We start from the raw sequence: 25,231 nt of genomic DNA, 5'->3' as shown, positions 1-25,231 counted from the left end.
ATATACTTTGCGATGGGTTTTTGTCTATTGATTTCTTATTTCTTTTTCAATTTTTGTAGAATTTCTGGAATCTGCTTTGCATGTGCCATTTGTTTTAGTTTTTCCCTGGCTTCTTCCGCAGGACTTCCAAAGTAGGTTTTTCCGCCTTCCAATGATTTGGATATACCTGATTGAGCTAAAATAACAGCTTTTTTCCCGATGGTTATTCCGCTGATTACACCAACTTGTCCCCAAAGGGTCACTTCATCTTCTATTACCACACAACCCGCTATCCCCACATGGGAAGCAATCAAACATTTTTTACCAATCACTGTATCATGTCCCACTTGAATTTGATTATCCAATTTAGAACCTTCTTTTATTGTGGTGTCACCAGTTACCCCTTTATCAATGGTACAAGAAGCTCCAATATCCACATGGTCTTCAATGACCACTCTACCTCCAGAGCGGAGTTTGTCAAAACCTTCGGGTCTATTTTTATAGTAGAAAGCGTCGGCACCGAGTACCGTACCACTATGAATGGTCACATTATTCCCAATAATACATCCATCATAGATGGAAACATTGGGGTGAATGATACAATTCTTTCCAATTTTTACATGGTTTCCAACAAAAACATTGGGTTGAATAATGGTACCTTCCCCTATTTCAGCAGTTTCAGAAATTGAACTGTTGGCACTTTCAAACGGTTTAAAAAATTGGGTCAATGTGTTGAAATCCCTAAAGGGATCATCAGAAATCAATAATGCTTTTCCCTCTGGACAATCGACTTTTTTGTTAATCAACACAACTGTTGCATTGGATTGCAATGCCTTGTCATAATACTTGGGGTGGTCCACAAAAACAATATCTCCCTGCTGTACCACATGGATTTCATTCATGCCAAGCACAGGAAAATCTTCCTTACCAACAAATTCGGTATTGATGATTTCGGAGATTTCTTTTAAAGTGTAAGCTCTAGGAAATTTCATTCCCTATTATTCTTTGGCACGTTCTATATAAGCTCCTTTTTCCGTATCCACCTTAATTTTGTCTCCTTCATTGATAAAAAGCGGCACATTGATTCGTGCGCCAGTCTCAACAGTGGCGGGTTTGGTAGCGTTTGTAGCGGTATTTCCCTTAACACCCGGTTCTGTATGAGTTACTTCCAAAATTACACTGGCGGGCATTTCAACAGAAAGTGGCATACTATCTTCTGTATTGAATATAATGGTCACAACTTCTCCTTCTTTTAATAAATCCGGAGCATCTAAAGAATCTTTTTGCAAAGAAATTTGATTGTAATCATCTGTATTCATGAAGTGGTAAGTGTCTCCTTCGGGATACAAATATTGGTATGAACGGGTTTCAACCCTTACATCTTCAATTTTATGCCCTGACGAAAAAGTATTGTCAATTACTTTTCCTGAAGTGACACTCTTTAGTTTTGTTCGAACAAAAGCAGGTCCTTTACCTGGTTTTACATGCAAAAACTCTATGATTTTATAAATATCATTATTGTATTTGATGCACAATCCTTTTCGTATGTCTGAAGTATTTGCCATAAGTTGTTTAGTTTGAACTAAAATAACCTTTCATAATTCCACGCTGGGAGTCCCTGATGAACTGAAGGATTTCATCTCGTTCAGGTGTAGCTTCCATTTCTGCCTCAATGATAGAAGCGGCTTGGGAGTTATTATAGTTTTTTTGATATAATATTCTGTATATATTTTGAATTTCGCGGATTTTCTCAGCCACAAATCCTCTTCTACGTAATCCGATGGAGTTGATTCCAACATAGGAAAGAGGTTCCCTTGCGGCTTTCACATAAGGAGGAACATCTTTTCTAACCAAAGACCCCCCAGTTACAAAAGCATGGTTGCCTATAGAAACGAATTGGTGTACGGCCACCATCCCGGCTAAAACAACATTTTCACCTATGGTAACATGTCCAGCCAATGTAGAATTATTGCTAAAGATGCATCCGTCACCCACAAAACAATCATGGGCCACATGACAGTAAGCCATGATCAAACAATTATTCCCAATGACCGTTTTCATTCGGTCAGCAGTTCCTTTATTTATAGTGGCACACTCTCTTATTGTGGTATTGTTGCCAATATGAACCGTTGTTTCTTCTCCTTGATATTTGAGATCCTGTGGCATTGCAGAAATTACTGCTCCTGGAAAAATGTTACAATTTTTTCCAATCCGCGCACCCTCCATTATAGTCACATTGGAACCAATCCAAGTACCCTCTCCAATAGTTACGTTATTGTGGATTGTAGTAAATGGTTCTATGACCACATTTTTGGCAATCTTGGCACCAGGGTGCACATATGCAAGGGGTTGATTCATATTAGTCTCCTTTTACTTTTATAATTTGTGCCATTATTTCGGCCTCAGAGACAAGTCTGCCATTGGCATATGCTCTTGCCTGCATTTGACAAATTCCACGTCTAATGGGTGTCATTAAATCCAATTTAAAAATCAATGTATCTCCGGGAACAACTTGTTGTTTGTAACGAACATTATCAATTTTCAAAAGATAGGTCAAATAATTTTCAGGATCGGGAACAGTGCTCAAAACCAATATTCCTCCTGTTTGTGCCATTGCTTCCAATTGCAAAACTCCTGGCATAACAGGTGCTCCTGGAAAGTGTCCTACGAAGAAAGGTTCGTTCATGGTCACATTCTTAATCCCTATTACATGTTCATCAGATAGTTCCAAAATACGATCTACCAACAAAAATGGAGGTCTATGCGGAAGCATTTGCATTATTTGGTTGATATCCTTTACTGGAGTGGCATGTAAATCCACTTCGGGAACATAATTTCTTCGTTCTTGTTTGATAATTTTCTTTAACTTTTTGGCAAACTGAGTGTTTACAAAATGTCCAGGTTTGTTGGCAATTACCTTACCGCGTATTCTGGTTCCCGTTAAAGCCAAGTCACCTATTACATCTAAAAGCTTATGTCTGGCAGCTTCGTTAGGGTGATGAAGCGTAAGATTATCTAAGATACCATTAGGTTTTACAGATAACTTTTTTTTGTTGAAAGCCTTCTCCAATTTTTTCATTGTGGATTGGGATATTTCCTTGTCCACATAAACAATGGCATTGTTAAGGTCACCACCTTTTATTAAGCCATGTTCCAAGAGCATTTCAAGCTCATGCAAAAAACTGAAGGTGCGTGCTTCGGCAATTTCAGATTTGAAATCTGAGATTTGTTCTAAGGTAGCATTTTGTGTTCCCAATACCTTAGTGCCAAAATCCACCATGGTGGTTATCTGATAATTTTCTGAGGGAATCACCGTGATTTCACTCCCAGTGGCTTCATCTCTATAGGATATGACATCTTTTACCACATACTCTTCACGGTCCTGCTCTTGCTCCACAATCCCAGCTTTTTCCAAAGCTTTCACAAAAAATTTGGAGGAACCGTCCATAATTGGTGGTTCTGGGGCATCCAACTCAATCAGCACATTGTCAATATCCAGACCGACCAAAGCGGCAAGAACATGCTCAGATGTTTGAATCTTAACGCCATTTTTTTCAAGATTGGTGCCTCGTTGCGTGTTCACAACATAGTTAGCATCTGCCTCGATGATAGGTTCTCCTTCTAAATCAATTCTCTTAAACGCAAACCCGTGGTTCTCCTTTGCAGGTACAAAAGTCATGGTTACGTTTTCTCCTGTATGCAACCCTACTCCTTGTAGCGTTACATTTTCCTTAATGGTACGTTGCTTATTGCTCGTTTTGCCCACCCTCAATACTTTTTTCTATGTCGGTGATTTTGTTTACCAGTTTTGGTAAATTTTTAAAGTGTACGTAAGATTTATTGTAATCACCGTAATTTAATGCTGGTGATCCTTGTAGCACTTCATCATCCTTGACATTTCTGCCAATTCCTGATTGTGCTTGTATTTTAACTCTGTCCCCAATTGTAATATGTCCAACAATACCTACCTGCCCTCCAATGAGACAATTTTTCCCAATTTTTGTTGACCCTGCAATTCCGGTTTGAGCTGCTATTGCAGTATGTTCACCAATTTCAACATTGTGTGCAATCTGGATTTGATTATCCAGCTTCACTCCTTTTCTAAGTACGGTGGAGCCAAGTGTTGCCCTGTCAATCGTTGTTCCAGCACCTACATCCACATTGTCTTCTAAAATAACATTGCCCGTTTGGGGTACTTTGCTGTATTCACCGCTACTGTTGGGTGTGAATCCAAATCCATCAGCACCAATGATGACTCCGCTATGAATAACACAACTATTTCCTATAATAGATTCTGAATAAATTTTAGCCCCTGCAAAAATCAATACGTTGTCACCGATGGTTACATTATCCCCGATGTAAACATTAGGATAGATTTTCACATTTTTGCCAATTTTCACATTTTCACCTAAATAGGAAAAAGCACCTAAATAGAATCCTTCATCATATGTAGCGCTTTCAGAAACAAAAGATGGATTTTCTATTCCAACTTTGTTGCTTTTTACTTGATTGTAATATTCCAGTAATTTGGAAAAGGACTTATAGGCATCCTCTACCTTAATTAAGGTTGTTGAAAGAGACTGTTCAGGCACAAAATCCTTATTGACAATGGTAATCGAGGCTTTTGTGGAATAGATATAGGAAGTATATTTTGGATTTGCCAAAAAGGTAAGTGAACCTTTTTCGCCTTCTTCTATCTTGGATAGTTTATGAACAGCTATTTGAGGATTTCCCTCAACTTCTCCCTCTAAGATTCCGGCAATTTGGGTAGCTGTAAATTTCATTTGGTGCAAAAGTAACAAAATTTGTCAAACGGCTTCTTTGGGGTAACAAACGTAATATTTAGTCACAGTTTTGGAAAGGGCTTTAAGGCTTAGCTGATCAGACTCTTTAAGAACGTCGGTGACCTTGCCATTTTTTTTAAGTATTCTGATGGCTTGACGGTTACCATTGTAGGCCTTGTTGTGAATTTCCCCCTCAAAAACAAAAAAAGAAGCTTCTTCAACTGATAGATTGCGCTTTTGCATGACCTCCTGTAATTTTTCCCTGTACTTAATGGGGTCGATAGGTTTCTTTTTCAATTTTACATGCAGCAATCTTCTGTTCAAGAGCATCTGACTTATTTGCGACAATACATAATCTTCATGGAATTGCCATGATTTGATGGCTCCAAGAATGTCCACATCATCCAACTGCGCAAACTTTTCCAAAAAATCTGAACCTAATGTTTGCCATTCATTTTCTCCAAGGAAAAATAAGATTGAAGCACTTCCCTCTAGTTTTGCACCTTGTGAGAGTAGCTGCCTTGCCCTTTTCATAATGCGAACCAACAATTGCTCAGCTACCAAACCCGTTTTATGAAGGTAGGCTTGCCAATACATAAATCTGCGGGCCATCAAAAATTTTTCAACAGCATATATCCCCTTCTCTTCCACAACAAGATTACCATCAATTACATTGAGCATAGAAATAAGGCGTTCAGAATTTATGTTTCCTTCGGTAACACCGGCATAAAAACTATCCCTTTTTAGATAGTCCAATCTGTCCATGTCCAGCTGACTGGAGACTAGCTGATTCATAAAAGGTTTTGGATACTCTCCCTTAAAAATAGAAATTGCAGTTTCTAATTCTCCATTGGACTGCACATTCAGCTCCTTCATAAATTCCAAGGAAAGCCTTTCATGACTGTACCCATTAACGACAAACCCCTCTAGAGCATGGGAAAATGGACCATGTCCAATATCGTGCAGCAAAATGGCACATAAGAGTCCATTTTCCTCGTCAGGTGTTATTTCAACTTTCTTTTGTCTAAGGATTTGAATAGCTTTTGCCATCAAGTGCATACAGCCCAATGCATGATGAAAGCGTGTATGATGTGCTCCGGGATAGACCAAATAAGACATCCCCATTTGAGAAATTCTACGTAAACGTTGAAAATAAGGGTGGCCTATCAGATTAAAAATAAGTTCATTCGGAGTTCCAATAAAACCGTAAATTGGATCGTTAAATACTTTGAGCTTATTGGTTTCTGCCAAGGGCGTTGAATTTAATTCTGCAAAGATAACCACTATATGAACAAGATTACAATTCTATGGGTCGATGATGAAATAGACCTATTAAAACCCCATATCCTTTTTTTAGAAAATAAAGATTACAAGGTAGTTACCAGTCAGAGCGGCCAAGATGCTCTGGAAGAAATCAAAAAATCTTTTTTTGATATTGTTTTTTTGGATGAGAACATGCCCGGTATTTCTGGCTTGGAAACTTTGAATGAAATCAAAAAACTAAACGCTTCCATCCCTGTGGTCATGATTACCAAAAGTGAGGAAGAGTACATCATGGATGAGGCGATTGGCTCTAAAATTGCCGATTACCTTATCAAACCAGTAAATCCAAACCAAATTTTATTATCCCTCAAGAAAAGCTTGGATAATTCTCGTTTGATTTCAGAAAAGACCACCTCTAACTATCAACAGGAATTTCGGAAAATAGCCATGGATCTTTCCATGGTCAACTCGTGTGAAGAATGGGCAGAACTCTACAAAAAGCTCATATATTGGGAATTACAGCTTGAAGAGATCGAAGACAGTGGAATGTTTGAAATTTTGGAATCCCAAAAGGTAGAAGCCAATCTACAGTTCAGCAAGTTTGTGGACAAAAATTATCAATCATGGTTTCATGATGGTGAAGGCCCCATAATGTCGCATACGCTTTTCAGAAAAAAAATACAGCCTGAATTGGAGGACTCGAAAACTCTTTTGGTAGTAATTGACAACTTACGTTATGACCAATGGCTTGCTTTTGAAGAAACCTTGGGCATACATTACAAAAAGAAACAAGAGGGTTGTTATTTCAGTATACTTCCGACCGCCACCCAATATGCTAGAAATGCCCTCTTTTCTGGCCTTATGCCTTTGGATATGGAAAAAAGATATCCGAATTGGTGGAAAAATGATACTGATGAAGGAGGCAAGAATCTTTTTGAAGCTGAGTTTCTGGGAGAGCAGTTGAAACGTTTGGGGTTGGATTTGAAATGGGAGTACCATAAAATCAATAATTTGCGCCAAGGCAAGCAATTGGCCCAAAATTTCAAAACGCAAAAAGACAATGACCTTACCGTTGTTGTATATAACTTTGTAGATATGCTCTCGCACTCCAAAACCGAAATGGAGGTTGTTAAAGAATTAGCTTCTAACGATAAAGCATACCGATCACTTACTTTAAGTTGGTTTAAAAATTCACCATTATTGGAGATTATCCAAAGGGCCCAAAATCTTGGTCTGAAATTGATTTTGACCACGGACCACGGTACTATAAATGTGAAGCAGCCTTCAAAAGTAATTGGTGACCGGGAGACAAGTCTTAATTTACGGTACAAAACAGGTAGAAGTTTAACGTATGAAAACAAGGATGTTTTGGCCACAAAGAACCCTCAAGATATCCATTTGCCAAATATAAATCTGAGTAGTAGCTATATCTTCGCCAAGAATGATTTGTTTTTTGCATACCCCAATAATTATAACCATTATGTGAGCTATTACCGAAATACATATCAACACGGAGGGGTTTCTTTGGAAGAAATAATCGTTCCTTTTGTAGTTTTGGAAGCAAAATAATCACTCTTGAAAACAATATTTCAAATAAAGGATATTGGTAAAGTTGCCAAAGTAATAATTGATGCAGTTCCAAATAAGACACTTTGTTTCTATGGAGATATGGGTGTAGGTAAGACCACTTTTGTTAAATCCATAGTAAAAGAATTGGGAGGAGTTGATGAAGTCAACAGTCCAACTTTTGGCTTGGTAAACGAATATTTAGGAGAAAATGGTGAGATTCTAGCGTATCATTTTGATTTTTACCGTATTGAGGAAGAAATGGAAGCTTTGGATATGGGAGTGGAAGAATATTTCTATTCTAATAAATGGATTTTTATAGAGTGGCCAGAAAAAATAGCAACACTTTTGCCAGAAAATGCTGTAAAGATTTCCATGCACTTTATCGACGAAAATACCCGTTCAATCGAGTTTAATTAGGATTGAACACGAATCCATCTATCTTTTTGCTGCTGTTCGATGAACTGCATTGTAGTCGATGAAAAGAAGTGTTTTTAAGTTAAAATGCCAATTTTATCGATGAAATGCATTGTAGGTTGGGAAATTTTCCTACATTTGTTCTAGAATGAATTCATTTATTAACCAAAAACTCTTTTACGATGAACACTAAAAGACTATTTTTTGGATTATTGGCTATTGGTTTCTTGGCTATGACTGCAGTTTCTACTGACGTAATTAAGGTTGACCAAGACCAAACAGTTCAAATTGACAAGAAGAAGATTGTTAGAGAGAAGTAATTCCTAACAATTTTAACTTTTCAACAAGCCCTTTCTTTTGGAAGGGCTTTTTTTATTACAATAAATCTTGGCATTTGCAGTTATGCTAATACCATGAAGGAGAGAAAAACAATTAGAACCAAGCTGATAATAGAAGGATTTCTGGCTTTGATCATAGCATTGACACCCATTATTTTCTATTCGCATAAATATGTTTCAGATGGAGAGGAGAACATTAGCTTTCTATTTTTTACTATAAGTGCAAATGGTTTTGCTGATGCAGGAACCGCACTTTATTATTACCTAACAAAACTAGTCCCTTTAGTTCTTTTGATTTTTTGGTTCGTAACATGCAAAAATTGGTGGTACCATGCCATACTGATTCCTATCGCTATGTATGGATTTCAGCTATATTCTGCATTTACTTCTGACTCTGTTAAAGTAGATGAAAATGAGGTCCTCTACGTTGTAGCTGTTACCATGGTAATAGTACCGGTTGTATATTTTGTACGGATAAAGTTATTTGATAAACACGTTCATGGCATCGATTTGGACTCTATGGATACTGAATTGCAAATCCTTAAGGAAAAAGAAGAACTACGTAAAGAAAGGGAGAAACTGGAGCAACGCCACCACACCCTTTCAAAAAAAATGTAAATTTGTTTTTGATCCCTTTCAACGGGCACTTACATTTTACATTGTATGAACCAGCCATCTTCCCCGTTTAGTAAACAACAGCTTTTACCCCAAGAAGAAACTTTGGAAATCCTCAAACAGAAGGGGGAGCTTTTTATTGGCATTCCCAAAGAGAACCAATACCAAGAAAAACGTATATGTCTTACGCCAGATGCTGTAAATGCAATTACTGCTCATGGACACAGAGTGCTTATTGAATCTGGGGCCGGTGACGGGGCCAATTTTTCGGATATGGATTATACAACTGCCGGTGCCGAAATTACCAGGGACATTAAAAAGGTTTTTTCATGTCCAATTGTACTTAAGGTAGAGCCCCCTACCCTTTCTGAAATTGATTTACTGAATCCGCAGACCATAATTATCTCTGCATTACAGATAAAGACACAGAACAAAGAGTATTTTGAAGCCATGGCCAAAAAAAGATTGACAGCCGTGGCATTTGAATATATCAGGGATGAAGACGGTAATTATCCAGCCGTTCGTTCCTTGAGTGAAATTGCCGGGATTTCATCCATACTTATAGCTTCGGAACTTATGGCGGCTACCAATCAAGGCAATGGTTTAATGTTTGGTAATATCAGTGGTGTACCTCCTGTTGAAGTTGTAATTATTGGTGCTGGCACAGTTGGGGAATTTGCCTCACGCTCGGCATTAGGCCTAGGTGCCAATATAAAAGTGTTTGATAATTCCATTACTAAACTAAGAAACCTCCAGACCAATCTTAATAGAACCATTTACACATCAACCATACAACCAAAAAATCTTTTGAAGGCGCTAAAACGTTGTGATGTTGCCATTGGCGCAACTCGCGGTAAGGATCGTTCTCCTGTTGTAGTTTCAAGTGGTATGGTTGAAAATATGAAGAAGGGAGCTGTCATTATAGATGTAAGTATTGATATGGGTGGCTGTTTTGAAACCTCAGAAATCACCAGTCATAATAAACCCACAGTGGAAAAATTTGGTGTGATCCATTATGGGGTCCCCAATATTCCTTCAAGATACCCTAGAACTTCTTCAATATCTATAAGCAATATTTTTACACCTTATTTACTGAAAATCGGAGAAGATGGGGGCTTAGAACATTCACTTAGGTTTGATAAAGGCCTGCGCAATGGATTGTACATGTATCATGGTATTTTGACCAATAAATCTGTAGGTGATTGGTTCGGATTGAACTATAGCGATATTAATTTTCTTATTTTTTGATATAAATGGCTTTTTTACGACGATTGGGATGGTACTTAGTAGGACTATCCATAGGTGTTGTTTTTTTAGTTTTTTTTCTAAAGAAAAAAGGAGGTGAAAATGGCATTGAGTTTTGCTATTTTCCAAATTGCAGGGTACTTAAGGACATGCGCTCAAAACCATTGGTGTTTGGGGAGGAACTCCCATTAACCTATCAAGATACGTTACTTATACAATCTTTTCTTCAGGATGGGGATATTGATTTCGGGGAAAGTGACACAAAATCAAAACCTTGTAAAACCTATCATGTTTCAAAAGAGCAGGATGGTAAGAATTTAGTTCTAATTATGAAAAATTGTGAATCAAAGGTTATTGCTGAGAGCGTTATTCGGGATTAGCTACTTTCTTCCCTCCGTTTTTTTTCAGTTTGAAGCAATCCCAGTTCTCTTGTGGTCTGTCCGGCAACCGAAGTATTTTCCTCTGCTCTTCTTATTAAATATGGCATAACATCCTTTACTGGTCCATAGGGTACATACTTGGCAACATTGAATCCATTTTCCGCTAGGTTAAATGTTATGTGGTCACTCATGCCAAAAAGTTGTCCGAACCAGATATTTGGATGGTTCACTTCCAAGTTTTTAGCTTGCATAAAATTTACAAGCTTTAAACTACTTTCTTCATTATGGGTCCCTGCAAATATTGAAATCTGGCCTAAATGACCCATGATATATTCCACAGCAGCATCAAAATTTTCGTCTGTTTCTTTTTTGGACGCACAAATTGGGCTTTTATAACCAAGTTCCTCTGCCCTTTTATTTTCCTTCTCCATATAGGCACCGCGAACAACTTTCAATCCAATTTTGAATTTTTCCAAACTTGCTGTTTCATATAGTTCCCTCAGGTATTCCATTCTATCCCAACGGTACATTTGAATGGTATTGAAGACCACGGCCTTTTTCTTGTTGTATTTTCGCATCATTTGAAAGGCTAAATCGTCTGCAGCATCTTGCATCCAACTTTCTTCAGCATCAATTAACAAAGCCACATCCAAATCATATGCTTTTTTGCATACCTGGTCGTATCTATTAAGTACTCTTTCCAATTCTGCGGCTTCATTATCATTTAATTTTTCACCAGAGCTAAGTTTTTCATACAAAGCAAAGCGTCCAAAACCAGTGGGTTTAAACACCGCAAAAGGCATGGCATCTTTTTCTTTTACAAAGTCCAAAACCTCCAAAGTTTTATGCAATGCAAAATCAAACTGGTTTTCAATCTCTTTTCCTTCAACAGAATAGTCCAAAATGGAGGAAACTCCTTTTTCGTACATTTTGGCAATAATAGGTAAACAGTCTTCTTCATTGACCCCACCGCAAAAATGGTCAAATACAGTGGCTCTTATCAATCCTTCAATGGGAAGGTGTGCCTTAATTGCAAAATTGGTGACCGCAGTTCCTATCCTTACCAATGGTTCATTGGCAATCAATTTGAATAAAAAGTAGGCACGTTCAAGCTCAGAATCGGTTTTTAACTGAAACGCAATTGCGGTATCCTCAAAATTTGGGTGCATTATTACAAATCTTTTAAAGAATCAAATATAAGTAGGTATGCTAGAAGATTATCTATAAAAATAGTCTTTATTTTGTGTTTCAAATTGAATTATGGATTCTGTTAAATCCCACGCTTACGACGTACATTTAGAGGAGTTGGCTGTAGCTGCCCTCAGACAACATATAACCAAAAATCAGTACTCCAAAGTTTTTTTATTGGTGGATGAAAACACCAAAAAATTGTGTCTCCCAATATTCCAAGACATACTTGATTCTAATGTGGATCAAATTTTAGAGATCAAGTCTGGGGAAGAGAACAAAAATATTTCCACTTGCCTGCAATTATGGGAGGAACTTTCCAATTATGATGGTGACAGAAAAAGTCTTCTGATCAATCTTGGTGGTGGTGTACTGACTGACATGGGAGGTTTTGTTGCCTCTACTTTTAAAAGGGGCATAGATTTTATCAATGTGCCCACTACGTTACTTTCCATGGTCGACGCATCCATAGGTGGAAAAACGGGGGTAGATTTAGGAAGTTTAAAAAATCAAATTGGGGTCATCAATCAACCTCAAATGGTCTTGATTTTCCCAGAATTCCTAAAAACCCTTGATCCAAGGCAGGTAAACAGCGGTTATGCCGAGATGCTCAAGCATGGCCTTATAAAGGATAGCAATTATTGGGAGGATCTAAAGGAAGCAGATCAATATGCCAATGCAGCATTCATTCAAAAGTCCATTGCAATTAAAAATGATGTGGTACTGCAGGATCCTACTGAAAAAGGATTGCGCAAAATTTTGAATTTCGGACATACTTTAGGGCATGCCATAGAATCTTATTTCTTGGAAAATCCGGACAAAAAAACTTTGCTTCATGGTGAGGCTATTGCTATCGGAATGATTTTGGAAGGTTATTTATCACATGAACTCAAAGGCTTGTCAAAACTTTCCCTGCAAGACATCAAGCACACTTTTCTTAATTATTTTGAAAGAGTTGAGTTTGATACTGATGATATTGATGCTATTCTTAAACTTCTTAAGTATGACAAAAAAAACTCTCATGGCGACATCAATTTTGTGCTGTTGCAATCTATAGGAGAGGCAGTTACAGATGTTAAAGTCCCTGAGGAACTTTTCAACAAGGCATTTGCTTACTACAAAGAATAAGAACTACGTATACTAAAATGTAGCGTTTACAACTCTTTGGAAATACCAAATCCAAAAATGTATAGTTTAGGATGGAAATCAAAAATAACACCATCCACTATGAAACGCATACTTATCGATTACAAAAAACTAGATCACAAAACTGCTGCGGTTTTGATTGATTCTTACCCATACGGTTATGGGGATGACGATATCATCACTCTAAAAAAACCAAATGGAGAACTTATTGAAGCAGTTGAAGTAAGGACTGAAGAAGCTATATATTTGGTGAAAATCAGTAAAAGCCTTTCCAATTTCATTTCCAACTTTGAAGAAAATATTGAAAAGGAATTGGACAAAGGTCTTGCAAAAGAAGCTGTTTTAGATGAAAATGAATCTCAAATGAATGAATCTGACTTTGAGACCGATAACGAGCAAGAGGACGAAAATATTTACTAGACTTTACATCAAAGATATCGTTCTCGAATAATTTTTAGGTGATGGGCCTGGTGTCCACAGATGACAAACCCCATTGCTCTAGTACTCATGTCCGAACCGCTGGCAACTCCAGCCCTTTTAAGGGCTTTCTCGTCAAAAGTATTGAATAAGACAATGGTAGATTCCCTTACAGCTTTATACTCCTCAACAATATTTTTTTTAGTTCTTGAATCAGCTCCGCTGTTCGGAACATAATCATTCTGCTCAAAACCTGGTAAGGGCGTCCTATCATTTCTTGCAAAACGCAAGGCCCTATATTGAAATACCCTTTCTGTATCAATGATGTGTATGAGTAGTTCTGCCAAAGTCCATTTGTCCGCTGCATAAGCAAAGGTCATTTTGCTATCAGGAATGCTATCCAGGAGCTTTAAAAATTCATCCCTTCCATCTACCAATCCTTGCTTTAGGGTAATATCACCTAAAGCAAGGATATAGTTGTGATAGAAGGGATTATATTCCGATGTCTGTAAATCAGAACGTTTCATCTCTATTGAAACCGCTTTTTACAATTCATTGAAAATGGTGTGCATCAGACGTTTTTTGTCGTTGATGCTTTCCTCCAATGAAATCATAGTCTCAGTTCTAGAAATACCATCAATGTCATCTATTTTAAAGATAATATTCTTAGCGTGTGTTGTATCTCTTGCCCTGATCTTACAAAAGATATTGAACTTTCCTGTTGTAATGTGCGCTACGGTAACATATGGTATTTGGTTAAGACGCTCCAAAACAAACTTGGTTTGATGGGTCTTTTCCAAAAAGATACCTACATAAGCGATGAAAGAATAACCCAGTTTCACATAATCCAAAGTCAATGAAGACCCTTTGATTATCCCTGATTCTTCCATTTTCTTTACCCTAACATGTACAGTACCAGCCGAAATCAACAACTTTTTGGCAATATCGGTAAAAGGGGTTCGGGTATTGTCAATCAACATATCCAGAATCTGGTGGTCGATTTCGTCTAGTTTTACTTTGCTCATACTATTGAAATTTTCAGCAAAATTAGTTAATTAAGAAAATTTACGTAATAAAAATGCTTTTTTTTTAAATAAAACGCAAGAAATAATTAAAAACATAGTTGTTATTTCGCTTCACGGACCAACTCAAGTATTTCTTCCTTGGAAACCAAGGCTTTAAAATCCTCTGGCTTACTACAATTCAAATATTCATGTCCGTACTTACCCTTAAGATTTCCAACAGCTGCAATTTCAGGGATAAATTGAATCGTATTTTCATTTAATTCCTCCCTATAACTTATTCCTATTTGCGCTTCGCTGCTAAGTTTTGGATTGACCATGTGAGGACTTTTCACGAAAATGTCATAAAACAGCTTTTGATTTTCTGGAATATCAAAATAGTGAGAGGTTTCAAATTCATCTATTTTGTCCATAGCAATGGTCTTAAGACATTCTACCAAGGATTGAAAAATATACTCCCGTGTTTTTTCGCGCTCATAATCTTTTGGATGGTGTCCTGCTTCAAAAAGAATGGTAGGCACATTCATCATTTGAAAAGTATCTCCGACACAATTGTCATTAAAGGAGTCGTCGTATCTTCCAATTTGTCCCGGAATCAAAGATTGCAGATTTTGGGACATTGCCACAATTAATTTCATGGCAACCTCTCTTGCTGGTGTAATATCTCGTTCTGGATTGCTCGAAGGCGATAAAAATGAAACGGTTGCTGGTTTATCTGTATTACCAGCACTAAAAAGAGTTCTTTGGCCATGCAGATTAAGACAAAAATCAGGCTCAAATGTGTCGAAAATTTCCCTTAAGACTTTACTTTCAGGTTGGGTTTGATTTTTTGCATCCCTATTAAGGTCAACCTGATTGGCGTTTACGCGTGTGTATGCGTTGGAACCATCAGGATTCAACATTGGAATAATACAAAGAGTGCAGTTATCAATTATAGTATTTGACAAAGGGTTATTACTCCCTAAAAAGTTGATAAGATCCATAACGGCTTTGGTGGTCGTGGACTCGTTCCCATGCATTTGAGACCACATTAAAACCCGCTTTATTCCATTTCCTAAAGTTATACTATGGATTGGTCTTTCCTCAACAGATTTTCCCACAACCTTTATGGTAGGTCCGTTTAAATGACCTAACCACTTTTCAAATAGAATTCTCGGCGAAACATACCTTCCTTGTACTGAATGATGTCTATAGGTTGAATAATTCAAATAACTATCTTTTTTGATTTTGATTACAAAAGTAAACTATAGTCAGGTTACAATTGTAATTAACTAATTTCTACTTGCATATTACATCTGTAACGTTCTTGTGCTACATTAATCTGAGTGATATTACATCCTTAAAACTCGTATTAGATTTATCTATGTCGTTTTATTTACTTGTTAATAATAAGGATATAAGCTTATGTTAACTACTACGGTGATTTAAGTATGTTGATAACAAATTTTTGATATCACCTCATAAATGCAATTATTAATGGTTAACTTTATGAACATATAATTTACATTTGTGAACAATACTATAGTAGCTAGGATCAAGTCGATTATTGGACATTATGATTTGTCTGTTTCTTCTTTTGCCGATCAGATTGGAGTACAACGATCTAGTGTGTCTCATTTGCTCAGTGGCAGAAACAAACCCAGTTTGGATTTTGTGATGAAATTGATTAAAGCTTATCCAGAGGTTAATTTGTATTGGTTGCTGGAAGGCAAAGGAAGTTTTCCTGCTTTGAAAAATACAATGCATGCCCCCACTCTTAATTTTGATGAAGATACGTTAGCATCAAAGCAGCAAGAACCAGAAAATCATACGCCTGAAATATCTATAAACTCAAATAAGCAACCTGTACGTGTTCTACTTTTCTATGGAGACGGTACTTTTGAATCTTTCGAAACAAAAAAATAATTGTGCGTTATTCCAAATCCATTTCTTTCCCCTTACTTTGCAAACATGACCAAATTTTATTTCTTAGGGTTAGTTTTCTTTGCTTTTTGGGCTTGTCAAAATCCTCCTCAACGCAACTGTAGCGATTTTAAAACTGGTGAGTTTTCTTTTTCCACAATAATTGATGGGGAAGAAAAAATTACCACTTTTATACGGACCTTGGAAAGAGAAATAGATTATTATGAGGGGAAACAAGATACCTCTTCTGTTCGTTGGATCAATGATTGTGAGTACGTCCTAAAGAATATTAATCCAAAGAATAAGGCAGAGGAGAAATCAATCCATATAAAAATATTGACTACAACCGATTCTTCTTATACTTTTGAATATAACGCTATTGGCGATACGAAAAAATTTAAAGGAACAGCACATAAAATACACTAACCATGTTTGAAATTTTGACAAGTCCAGATGCCTGGATGGCACTGTTGACGCTTACTTTTTTGGAAATTATTCTCGGTATCGATAATATTATTTTCATTTCCATTGCTGCTGGAAAACTTGAAAAAAAAGACCGAAGAAAAGCTACAAATCTTGGGTTGATTCTGGCAATGGGTATGCGTATTTTGCTATTGTTTGGAATTACGTGGCTTACCCGAATGAAAAAACCATTTTGGGTTATTGATGAATCTTGGGTTACAGGCGGCATAAGCTGGCAAGCACTTATTCTTTTCGCAGGGGGTATTTTCTTGCTGTACAAAAGCACCAAGGAAATTCATGAAAAAGTTGAGGATAGAGGTCACGATGAGCGGGAGGTAACTAAATCCAGATCATCTTCCTTGGTCAATGCCATTGTTCAGATAACCGTTATCAATATTGTTTTTTCTTTTGATTCTATTCTTACGGCTATTGGAATGACAAATGGAATTTCACCTAATCCAACAGACGCCCTTGTTTTGATGATTATTGCCGTTGTGGCTTCTGTAATTATTATGATGTTGTTTGCCAACCCAGTAGGTGAATTTGTAAATAAGCACCCTTCAATTCAAGTATTGGGATTATCATTTCTTATACTGATTGGTTTTATGTTGATTACAGAAGCGGCACACTTATCACACCTTGTCATATTTGATAATGAGATAGGTGCTATACCTAAAGGGTATCTTTATTTTGCTATTGCTTTCTCCTTAATGGTGGAGTTTTTAGATCTTCGAATGAAGAGAAATAAAGAACGGCATCAAGATGTGACCGAAGACAAATAATCTCTAGTTTGGTCTTTGATAGGCCATTTCTGGATTCATTTTTTTCTGTTTTCTGAAGTGTTTTTGCTGTTGTTTTACAGTCATGGTACTTCCATCATGGCTCCACCCTGGAGGGCCAAAAATATACATGAACTTGTGTGAAAGTTTACTCGACTTCTTTACGTCGTTCCAAATATCTTTGAATTCATGGGTTAGGATAACGATGGGATTGTACGAATCTGGTGAATGAATAACGCCATATTTTACGTCAATGGAATCATCGAGTTCTTTCCACGTTCCGAACATTTTATCAAAAATATTTAGGAACCCACCATGGTTTTTATCCAAGTACTCCACGTTTTGGGCATGGTGAACTTGATGCATCGTGTGGGTGTTCATGAATTTTTCTAAAAAGCCCAACTTTGGGATATACACTGAATGTAACTGAAATTGCCAAAGGGCTTCAATTCCCAAACATATCAAAACCATTTCTGGTGGAAAACCAATGGCTGGCATCCACATATAAAAAAGAGGTTTATATAAAATAGTGAACCATCCATTACGAACAGCGGTGCCAAGGTTATAATTATCAGAGGAATGGTGTACAATATGTGCAGCCCATAATATTCTTATCTCATGATTGGCCCTATGAAACCAATAGTAGGTAAAATCGTCTGCGATTTGACACAACAACCAAACATACCAAGCAAAACCAAAAGATTGGTATCCTAATAAGTTTTGTCGCACACCATCAACCATAGGGTTACAAAATTCATAGACCAAATCAAAAAGTACAATGGCAAAAACTACTTTGAATAATGGGCCTAAAATGGCAGAACCTACCCCCATGAATCCACTTGCGGCTAAATCTTTCCAGTTATATAAATGATCATCTCCGTGCGTTTTGCTATACGTCAGTTCAACTAGAATGAAAGCAATAAAGACCGGTACGCCGTATACCAGCGGGTTTGTGAAATCCATAAAAATGAGGTTATATTATGATGGTTAGTTATTTACAACAATATTGTCGTTTTTAAATCTAGGTATAATAATGCATTAAAACAAAGAGGTTTGGTCAGAACTCTCATCTTTTAAGTTTATATTGTTATCAGTCGTGTCTATGGATTCCTCATCCACAACTTCCATTTCTTCTGGAATTTGCTCTTCTGGTTCTTCAAAAGGTAAGGGTTCCAACGCATTGATGTTTTTAACTTTTTCTGCAGTCAACTGATTACCAATGGCTTTAATGCCTTTAATGGCGATGAAATTTTCTATATCGACTTGCTGATTTGGTTTGGCTTCTTTTCCTCTTGGTTTGGGAAATTCTATTTCAATTAAGGGTCTCCAATCCGTGGATACTAATTCCATAAAAGATTTGGGATGTTCAGAAATCACCAATTCTTCCTTTTGTGGATTTTCAACCAAGAATCTTTTTAAGTAATACCGTTCTTTTTCTCCTGCATAATGTATCACGGAAATAGGTTTCTTCGGATTCCATTTTTCCAAAACTATCATGTCATCATTGAATCGTGTCAACAAATCGGGCGGAATCGTCTTCACTTTTCCGCTTTGTTCCACTATCAATAATAAGTCATCTCCTTTGAAATCACCCAACAACTCTCCTCTTCCATCAACATTCAATCTATTGACCACATCATCAAACCAAATTTTTCGGGGTTTAAGCGTGGATACTCCTTTTTCTTTGAGTTCTATTCGTTTTACAGGATATTTTGTAACTAAGTTTCCTTTGGAAGCTCTGCCTTTAATCAAAACATCGGCAAAATCTAAATCCCATTTTAATTTTTTAATGCTTCCGGATTGCCTCAACATTACTGTAATTACTTCAGCTTCGCCATTGAGATTGGCAGTGAAGTAAAGCACATCTGCGCTTGCTTTGGTGCCAGCTAGATTATAAATTTTGTCACGAGTCACCCCGGTCACATTGAATCTCTTGACATAACTTGAGCCGCCTTTTCCGTCTTTGTAAACCATATTGTAAGTGGTGCGGCTATCTTTCTTTTTAAAGACCCCAACATGGATAATGTGCTTTCCAATAAAGGTTTTCGAGTCAACCTTGGTGACCATCATTTCTCCTTTTTTGGTAAAAACGATGATGTCATCAATATCACTACAATCGGTGACATATTCATCTCTACGAAGGGATGTTCCAATGAAACCTTCCTCTCTGTTAACGTAAAGCTTGGTATTTCGTATGACTACTTTTGTGGCTTCAATATCATCAAAAATCTTGATTTCAGATTTTCGTTCGCGGCCTTTACCATATTTCCTTTTTAGCTCTTTGAAGTAATCAATGGCGTAGTCTACCAAATGCTCCAGGTGATGTTTGGTTTCTGCTATACGTTCTTCCAAACTATCAATAAGCTGTTGTGCTTTTTCAATATCGAACTTTGAGATTCGTTTGATTCGAATTTCTGTCAAGCGCACAATGTCTTCTTCGGTTACTGCTCTTTTTAGATTTTTGACATGTGGTTTCAGTCCCTTGTCAATTGCCGCAATTACCCCTTCCCATGTTTCCTCTTCTTCAATATCCCGATAAATTCTATTCTCAATGAAGATACGTTCCAAAGAAGCAAAATGCCACTGTTCCTCTAATTCACTTAATTGAATTTCAAGTTCTGCTTTAAGCATTTCCACGGTATTCTCAGTGGAACGCTCTAACATTTCTTTTACGCCAATGAACAAAGGTTTGTTGTCTTCAATAATGCACCCTAATGGCGAAATGGATGATTCACAAGATGTAAAGGCGTATAGGGCATCTATAGTTTTGTCTGGAGATATGCCGCTGGGTAAATGCACCAAAATTTCTACTTCCGCAGCCGTATTGTCCTCAATTTTTTTGATTTTGATTTTGCCCTTGTCGTTAGCTTTGAGGATGGAATCAATTAAAGAAGAAGTATTGGTTCCATAGGGTATTTCATTGATAATCAGTGTATTTTTATCTAAAGTGGAAATCTTGGCCCTAACCCGTATCTTTCCACCTCTCATACCTTCATTATAGTTGGTGACATCTATAATGCCAGCGGTTGGAAAGTCAGGGAATAGTTTAAAACGTTGTCCCTTTAAATGTTTGATGGAGGCATCAATAAGTTCATTGAAGTTATGTGGAAGAATTTTTGTTGAAAGTCCAACCGCAATCCCTTCTGCTCCTTGAGCCAGCAATAAAGGAAATTTAACCGGGAGATTAACAGGTTCTTTTTTTCTGCCATCATAAGATAATTGCCATTCTGTGATTTTTGGGCTGTAGACCACATCCAAGGCGAATTTGGAAAGACGGGCTTCAATATATCTAGAAGCAGCAGCCCCATCACCTGTCAAAATATTGCCCCAGTTCCCTTGAGTGTCAATAAGCAGGTCTTTTTGCCCAATTTGAACCATGGCATCCGCAATACTGGCGTCCCCATGCGGATGATATTGCATGGTGTGGCCCACAACATTGGCAACTTTGTTGTAGCGGCCATCATCCAGCTCTTTTAGAGCGTGCATTATTCTACGCTGAACTGGTTTGAATCCATCTTCAATGGCTGGAACGGCACGTTCCAGAATCACATAAGAGGCATAGTCCAAAAACCAGTCCTTGTACATGCCGGTCACCTTGGTGAGCGTATCTTGGCTTTCTAAACCTTCTTCATTCAATTCTTCGTTCTCTTCCATCTAGAAGGAAATCTATTTATTTGATTTTAAGTTATTTTTCTTCTATTAAATCAAGTTCAACTTTAAGGTTGTTGATGATAAATTCCTGTCTATCGGGAGTGTTTTTACCCATATAGAATTTCAACAGGGTGTCAATACTCATGGCTTTATCCAACATAACAGGTTCTAAACGGATATCGTCACCTATAAAATGTTTGAACTCATCTGGTGAAATTTCACCAAGTCCCTTAAATCTGGTTATTTCAGGTTTTCCTGTGAGCTTATTAATGGCATTTCTTTTTTCCTCTTCGCTGTAACAATAAATGGTCTCCTTCTTGTTCCTTACCCGAAATAATGGAGTTTGAAGAATGTACAGATGATTTTCCTTAATCAATTCTGGGAAAAATTGAAGGAAAAACGTAATCAGCAAAAGCCTAATGTGCATTCCATCTACATCAGCATCCGTAGCAATTACAATATTGTTGTAGCGTAAATCCTCCATGGATTCCTCAATATTCAATGCTGCTTGCAAAAGATTGAATTCTTCATTTTCATACACAATCTTTTTGGACATTCCGTAGGAATTGAGGGGTTTTCCACGCAAGCTAAACACAGCCTGGGTGTTTACATCTCGAGATTTGGTAATGGATCCGGAAGCGGAATCACCCTCAGTAATAAAGAGTGTTGTCTCCAATCTGCGGTCTTTTTTCATATCCTGTAGATGGACACGACAATCCCTCAATTTTTTATTGTGCAAGCTTGCTTTTTTAGCTCGTTCGCGAGCCAACTTTCGTATGCCAGAAAGCTCTTTACGTTCTTTTTCAGCTTGAACTATCTTGCGTTGTAAAGCTTCAGCGGTTTCTGGATTTTTGTGGAGATAGTTATCCAAATAACGACCTACAAAATCGTTGACGTATGTGCGAACAGTAGGTAGGTTGCCCCCCATATCCGTAGAGCCTAATTTTGTCTTGGTCTGACTTTCAAAAACAGGCTCCATCACTTTAATTGAAACCGCTGAAATTATTGATTTTCTGATGTCTGAAGCATCGTAATTTTTACCGTAAAAATCCCTGATGGTTTTAACAACAGCTTCCCTAAAAGCAGCTTGGTGCGTACCGCCCTGGGTAGTATGTTGACCATTGACAAAGGAATGGTATTCCTCGCTATATTGGGTCTTGCTATGTGTTAAGGCTACTTCTATGTCCTCACCTTTCAAATGAATGATGGGGTATAGAAAATCTTCTGAATTGTTGTTATCCTCCAATAAATCCTTCAATCCATTTTCTGAATGGAATTTTTCGCCATTAAAAACAATGGTGAGTCCTGGATTTAGGTAGACATAGTTTTTGAGCATGCGCTCTACATACTCATTTCGATATTTATATTTTTTGAAAATGGTTTCATCCGGAACAAAACTGACTTTAGTTCCCCGCCTTCTGGAAGAGTCTTCCAAATCTTCATTTGTAAGGTTGCCCATTTCAAACTCGGCCGATTTGGATTTTCCATCCCTATTGGATTCAACCCGAAAATACGTGGACAATGCATTCACTGCTTTTGTCCCTACCCCATTCAATCCAACAGATTTTTTAAAGGCACGGGTATCGTATTTTCCTCCAGTATTCATTTTGGAGACCACATCAACCACTTTTCCCAAAGGAATGCCCCGGCCGTAATCCCGCACGTGCACGGTATTTTCCTTTATGTTGATTTCTATGGTTTTACCGGCACCCATGACAAACTCATCAATACAGTTGTCAATGACCTCTTTGAGCAAAATATAGATACCATCATCAGCAGAAGAACCGTCACCCAATTTTCCAATATACATTCCTGGACGCATACGGATATGCTCCTTCCAATCCAGCGAACGAATATTATCCTCAGTATATTGGGTTTGTGCCATTGGTTAAGGGTTAATCCTTGCTAATATAAAATTTAGGGAGAAAAATATAAGTAATCACCCAAGAAAGTAATCAACAAGAGGTGTTGATATAGAATGAAATTATATATACGGCACTAACACGTAGTGCATTTTATTATTTTAATAATGAAAAGGTATTTAATATCCGTGTGATGTTAATTATGGAGCATCCTTTTTGTCACCCTGAATTTATTTCAGGGTCGCATTCTATGTGTTTCGGACAATGAATGGATAATGGGATACCGAAACAGGTTCGGCATGATGCAATTTTCCAAGATTATTTGAAAATGCATCAAGGGTATTGTGCAAATACTTAGACATTAAACCTAAAATGCATCACGTCTCCGTCTTGAACAATATATTCTTTACCTTCCACACGGATTCTCCCAGCTTCTTTTACTTTGGATTCGCTACCGTGTTGCACGTAGTCGTTATATGAAATGACCTCTGCGCGGATAAAACCTTTTTCAAAATCGGTATGGATTACCCCGGCAGCTTGTGGTGCAGTTGCGCCAACCGGAATGGTCCACGCCCGTACTTCTTTTACACCAGCGGTAAAATAGGTTTCCAAGTCCAAAAGTTTGTAGGCTCCCCGAATCAATTTTGCGGAACCTGGTTCTGAAAGCCCTAAATCTTCTAAAAACATTTGACGCTCTTCGTAGGTTTCCAATTCTGTAATATCAGCTTCTGTACCTACTGCCAAAAAGATAACCTCTGCATTTTCTTGAGCAACCGCTTCTTTTACTTTTTCAACATAAGCATTCCCAGAAACAGCCGATTCTTCGTCCACATTACAAACATACATTACGGGTTTGTCCGTAATCAATTGAAGGGGTTTTACAAACTCCAATCGGTCATCTTCGCTAATTTCAATCGCTCTTACCGAAGTTCCAGCTTCCAGTCCATCTTTTAATTGTATTAGAACTGCCTCTTCTTTTTGCGCTTCTTTGTTTCCAGTTTTGGCTGCACGTTTTACCTTATCCAATTTCTTTTCCACACTCTCCAAATCCTTCAACTGTAGCTCCATATCTATAGTTTCCTTATCTCGAATGGGGTCTACAGAACCATCTACGTGCACCACGTTATCATTATCGAAACAGCGCAATACATGAAGAATGGCATCGGTTTCGCGAATATTGCCCAAAAATTGGTTGCCCAACCCTTCTCCTTTACTGGCACCTTTTACCAATCCAGCGATGTCCACGATTTCAACGGTTGCCGGAATCACCCGTTCTGGATTTACCAATTCTTCGAGTTTTTCCAATCGGGTGTCAGGGACGTTGACCACTCCAATGTTGGGTTCTATGGTACAAAATGGGAAGTTGGCACTTTGTGCCTTCGCATTGGATAAGCAATTGAACAAGGTTGATTTTCCCACATTGGGCAATCCTACAATACCGGCTTTCATGAACTAGATTTCAGATGTTAGATTTTAGAATATGAGATTTCAGAAAACAAACGTCAGACAATAGATTTCAAGTGCCAAATCATTGATTGGAGATGACTCTTATTTGTTCATTGCTGATTAAAAACTCATTTAAGGGTGCAAATATAAGTTGAAGTTTTCTATAGCCATGATGTAATGTCGGATTAAAAACCGTTGATCAACAGATAAAAACCAATAACAAAAATTGCCATAATCCCTAAAATGGCAATCAAGGAAAGAATACAGCCCAGCTGTTTCCAAAAACCATTATATTCTTTTTCTTTCTTTTCCATAAAAAAACCCGAACCATTGAGATCCGGGCTAAATTACATGTTTTTTACTCGTTACCCATCTGGATGCATAAAGCGTTGTTTGCCCAACAGTTCATCTTCGGTTTCTACTCGGTCCTCATCGGGCACACAGCAATCCACCGGACATACAGCAGCACATTGAGGTTCTTCATGAAAGCCCATGCACTCGGTACATTTGTCCGGAGCAATATAATAGATTTCATCACTGATAGGCTCTTGCACATCATCAGCGTTCACTGCATTTCCGTTTGGGAGTACAACATCGCCGATCAAGGAGGTACCATCACTGTATCTCCACTCGTCCGCTCCTTCATAAATAGCTGTATTGGGGCATTCTGGCTCGCAAGCCCCACAGTTGATACATTCGTCAGTTATAATAATGGCCATAATTTTCTTTTTCAGTTATGCTGAATTATTTCAGCATGCTTACATTTGGC

At 37.6% G+C, this 25,231-nt stretch carries 27 protein-coding genes; 11 read left to right on the top strand and 16 right to left on the bottom strand.

Features of this window, described 5'->3' with window-relative positions; all coding sequences use genetic code 11:
* Nucleotides 1-35: 35 nt before the first annotated feature.
* The 6 genes from HJC33_RS12760 to HJC33_RS12735 are packed head-to-tail and all read right to left on the bottom strand — an operon-like array spanning nt 36 to nt 6,014.
* On the bottom strand, nt 36-971 hold the full coding sequence (locus HJC33_RS12760) for a UDP-3-O-(3-hydroxymyristoyl)glucosamine N-acyltransferase (protein WP_171659206.1): 936 nt from the start codon (nt 969-971) through the stop codon (nt 36-38).
* Between the two features lie 6 nt (nt 972-977).
* A complete protein-coding gene (gene efp, locus HJC33_RS12755) occupies nt 978-1,544 on the bottom strand; it encodes an elongation factor P (protein WP_171659205.1) in 567 nt (188 codons plus the stop codon).
* 7 nt (nt 1,545-1,551) lie between these two features.
* The gene (lpxA, locus tag HJC33_RS12750) at nt 1,552-2,337 is read right to left on the bottom strand and encodes an acyl-ACP--UDP-N-acetylglucosamine O-acyltransferase (protein ID WP_171659204.1); all 786 of its coding nucleotides are present in this window, start codon (nt 2,335-2,337) and stop codon (nt 1,552-1,554) included.
* 1 nt (nt 2,338) lies between these two features.
* Nucleotides 2,339-3,745 carry a bifunctional UDP-3-O-[3-hydroxymyristoyl] N-acetylglucosamine deacetylase/3-hydroxyacyl-ACP dehydratase gene (locus HJC33_RS12745; protein WP_171659203.1) on the bottom strand — a complete coding sequence of 469 codons (1,407 nt, stop codon included), beginning with the start codon at nt 3,743-3,745 and terminating at the stop codon, nt 2,339-2,341.
* The gene (gene lpxD / locus HJC33_RS12740; protein WP_171659202.1) at nt 3,726-4,763 is read right to left on the bottom strand and encodes a UDP-3-O-(3-hydroxymyristoyl)glucosamine N-acyltransferase; all 1,038 of its coding nucleotides are present in this window, start codon (nt 4,761-4,763) and stop codon (nt 3,726-3,728) included. The genes HJC33_RS12745 and lpxD overlap by 20 nt, the downstream gene beginning before the upstream one ends.
* Nucleotides 4,764-4,787: 24 nt before the next feature.
* On the bottom strand, nt 4,788-6,014 hold the full coding sequence (locus HJC33_RS12735) for an HD domain-containing protein (protein WP_171659201.1): 1,227 nt from the start codon (nt 6,012-6,014) through the stop codon (nt 4,788-4,790).
* A gap of 36 nt (nt 6,015-6,050) precedes the next feature.
* On the opposite strand from HJC33_RS12735, the gene porX reads away from it, so the two are divergent.
* The 6 genes from porX to HJC33_RS12705 all read left to right on the top strand — a co-directional run bounded on the left by porX (nt 6,051) and on the right by HJC33_RS12705 (nt 10,587).
* Nucleotides 6,051-7,595, top strand: coding sequence for a T9SS response regulator signal transducer PorX (gene porX / locus HJC33_RS12730; RefSeq protein WP_171659200.1), 1,545 nt, complete (start codon nt 6,051-6,053; stop codon nt 7,593-7,595).
* A gap of 6 nt (nt 7,596-7,601) precedes the next feature.
* Nucleotides 7,602-8,012, top strand: a complete 411-nt coding sequence (gene tsaE / locus HJC33_RS12725) for a tRNA (adenosine(37)-N6)-threonylcarbamoyltransferase complex ATPase subunit type 1 TsaE (RefSeq protein WP_171659199.1) — start codon at nt 7,602-7,604, stop codon at nt 8,010-8,012.
* A 179-nt stretch (nt 8,013-8,191) separates the two neighbouring features.
* Complete coding sequence (locus HJC33_RS12720; protein ID WP_171659198.1) at nt 8,192-8,329, top strand: hypothetical protein; 138 nt, start codon at nt 8,192-8,194, stop codon at nt 8,327-8,329.
* 93 nt (nt 8,330-8,422) lie between these two features.
* Complete coding sequence (locus HJC33_RS12715; protein ID WP_171659197.1) at nt 8,423-8,965, top strand: hypothetical protein; 543 nt, start codon at nt 8,423-8,425, stop codon at nt 8,963-8,965.
* Between the two features lie 45 nt (nt 8,966-9,010).
* Nucleotides 9,011-10,210 carry an alanine dehydrogenase gene (locus tag HJC33_RS12710; protein ID WP_171659196.1) on the top strand — a complete coding sequence of 400 codons (1,200 nt, stop codon included), beginning with the start codon at nt 9,011-9,013 and terminating at the stop codon, nt 10,208-10,210.
* Between the two features lie 5 nt (nt 10,211-10,215).
* Nucleotides 10,216-10,587 (top strand): DUF4258 domain-containing protein, encoded by a 372-nt coding sequence (locus tag HJC33_RS12705; RefSeq protein WP_171659195.1) that lies wholly within the window; start codon nt 10,216-10,218, stop codon nt 10,585-10,587.
* Here HJC33_RS12705 and HJC33_RS12700 read toward each other — a convergent pair.
* Nucleotides 10,584-11,756: a proline dehydrogenase family protein gene (locus tag HJC33_RS12700; RefSeq protein WP_171659194.1), complete on the bottom strand. Its 1,173-nt coding sequence runs from the start codon at nt 11,754-11,756 to the stop codon at nt 10,584-10,586. The genes HJC33_RS12705 and HJC33_RS12700 overlap by 4 nt on opposite strands.
* A 91-nt stretch (nt 11,757-11,847) precedes the next feature.
* On the opposite strand from HJC33_RS12700, the gene aroB reads away from it, so the two are divergent.
* The gene (aroB, locus tag HJC33_RS12695) at nt 11,848-12,903 is read left to right on the top strand and encodes a 3-dehydroquinate synthase (protein ID WP_171659193.1); all 1,056 of its coding nucleotides are present in this window, start codon (nt 11,848-11,850) and stop codon (nt 12,901-12,903) included.
* 99 nt (nt 12,904-13,002) lie between these two features.
* The gene (locus HJC33_RS12690; RefSeq protein ID WP_171659192.1) at nt 13,003-13,341 is read left to right on the top strand and encodes a hypothetical protein; all 339 of its coding nucleotides are present in this window, start codon (nt 13,003-13,005) and stop codon (nt 13,339-13,341) included.
* Between the two features lie 8 nt (nt 13,342-13,349).
* Here HJC33_RS12690 and HJC33_RS12685 read toward each other — a convergent pair whose 3' ends face one another.
* From HJC33_RS12685 to HJC33_RS12675, 3 genes are all read right to left on the bottom strand, one after another.
* A complete protein-coding gene (locus HJC33_RS12685) occupies nt 13,350-13,865 on the bottom strand; it encodes a DinB family protein (RefSeq protein ID WP_171659191.1) in 516 nt (171 codons plus the stop codon).
* 18 nt (nt 13,866-13,883) lie between these two features.
* Nucleotides 13,884-14,363 (bottom strand): Lrp/AsnC family transcriptional regulator, encoded by a 480-nt coding sequence (locus HJC33_RS12680; protein ID WP_073176813.1) that lies wholly within the window; start codon nt 14,361-14,363, stop codon nt 13,884-13,886.
* 101 nt (nt 14,364-14,464) lie between these two features.
* Nucleotides 14,465-15,568: a M14 family metallopeptidase gene (locus HJC33_RS12675; RefSeq protein ID WP_216366701.1), complete on the bottom strand. Its 1,104-nt coding sequence runs from the start codon at nt 15,566-15,568 to the stop codon at nt 14,465-14,467.
* A gap of 301 nt (nt 15,569-15,869) precedes the next feature.
* Between HJC33_RS12675 and HJC33_RS12670 the strand changes: the two genes are divergently transcribed.
* From HJC33_RS12670 to HJC33_RS12660, 3 genes are read left to right on the top strand one after another with little or no spacing between them, the layout of a single operon-like run.
* Nucleotides 15,870-16,265 carry a helix-turn-helix transcriptional regulator gene (locus tag HJC33_RS12670; protein ID WP_171659190.1) on the top strand — a complete coding sequence of 132 codons (396 nt, stop codon included), beginning with the start codon at nt 15,870-15,872 and terminating at the stop codon, nt 16,263-16,265.
* A 45-nt stretch (nt 16,266-16,310) separates the two neighbouring features.
* Nucleotides 16,311-16,688 (top strand): DNA topoisomerase IV, encoded by a 378-nt coding sequence (locus tag HJC33_RS12665; protein ID WP_171659189.1) that lies wholly within the window; start codon nt 16,311-16,313, stop codon nt 16,686-16,688.
* 2 nt (nt 16,689-16,690) lie between these two features.
* Nucleotides 16,691-17,506 carry a TerC family protein gene (locus HJC33_RS12660; RefSeq protein WP_171659188.1) on the top strand — a complete coding sequence of 272 codons (816 nt, stop codon included), beginning with the start codon at nt 16,691-16,693 and terminating at the stop codon, nt 17,504-17,506.
* 3 nt (nt 17,507-17,509) lie between these two features.
* Here HJC33_RS12660 and HJC33_RS12655 read toward each other — a convergent pair whose 3' ends face one another.
* The 6 genes from HJC33_RS12655 to HJC33_RS12635 all read right to left on the bottom strand — a co-directional run bounded on the left by HJC33_RS12655 (nt 17,510) and on the right by HJC33_RS12635 (nt 25,181).
* A complete protein-coding gene (locus HJC33_RS12655; RefSeq protein ID WP_171659187.1) occupies nt 17,510-18,466 on the bottom strand; it encodes a sterol desaturase family protein in 957 nt (318 codons plus the stop codon).
* A gap of 75 nt (nt 18,467-18,541) precedes the next feature.
* Nucleotides 18,542-21,157 carry a DNA gyrase/topoisomerase IV subunit A gene (locus HJC33_RS12650; RefSeq protein WP_171659186.1) on the bottom strand — a complete coding sequence of 872 codons (2,616 nt, stop codon included), beginning with the start codon at nt 21,155-21,157 and terminating at the stop codon, nt 18,542-18,544.
* A gap of 31 nt (nt 21,158-21,188) precedes the next feature.
* Nucleotides 21,189-23,039 (bottom strand): DNA topoisomerase IV subunit B, encoded by a 1,851-nt coding sequence (locus HJC33_RS12645; protein WP_171659185.1) that lies wholly within the window; start codon nt 23,037-23,039, stop codon nt 21,189-21,191.
* Nucleotides 23,040-23,370: 331 nt separating this feature from the next.
* On the bottom strand, nt 23,371-24,465 hold the full coding sequence (ychF, locus tag HJC33_RS12640) for a redox-regulated ATPase YchF (protein ID WP_171659184.1): 1,095 nt from the start codon (nt 24,463-24,465) through the stop codon (nt 23,371-23,373).
* Between the two features lie 182 nt (nt 24,466-24,647).
* Nucleotides 24,648-24,776, bottom strand: a complete 129-nt coding sequence (locus HJC33_RS17455; protein ID WP_262888111.1) for a hypothetical protein — start codon at nt 24,774-24,776, stop codon at nt 24,648-24,650.
* 51 nt (nt 24,777-24,827) lie between these two features.
* Nucleotides 24,828-25,181, bottom strand: a complete 354-nt coding sequence (locus HJC33_RS12635) for a 4Fe-4S dicluster domain-containing protein (protein WP_171659183.1) — start codon at nt 25,179-25,181, stop codon at nt 24,828-24,830.
* Nucleotides 25,182-25,231: the final 50 nt, after the last annotated feature.

Source organism: Flagellimonas amphidinii (assembly GCF_013090115.1).
GTDB classification, from domain to species: Bacteria; Bacteroidota; Bacteroidia; order Flavobacteriales; family Flavobacteriaceae; genus Flagellimonas; species Flagellimonas amphidinii.
This window is presented reverse-complemented; position numbering and strand designations above follow the sequence as displayed.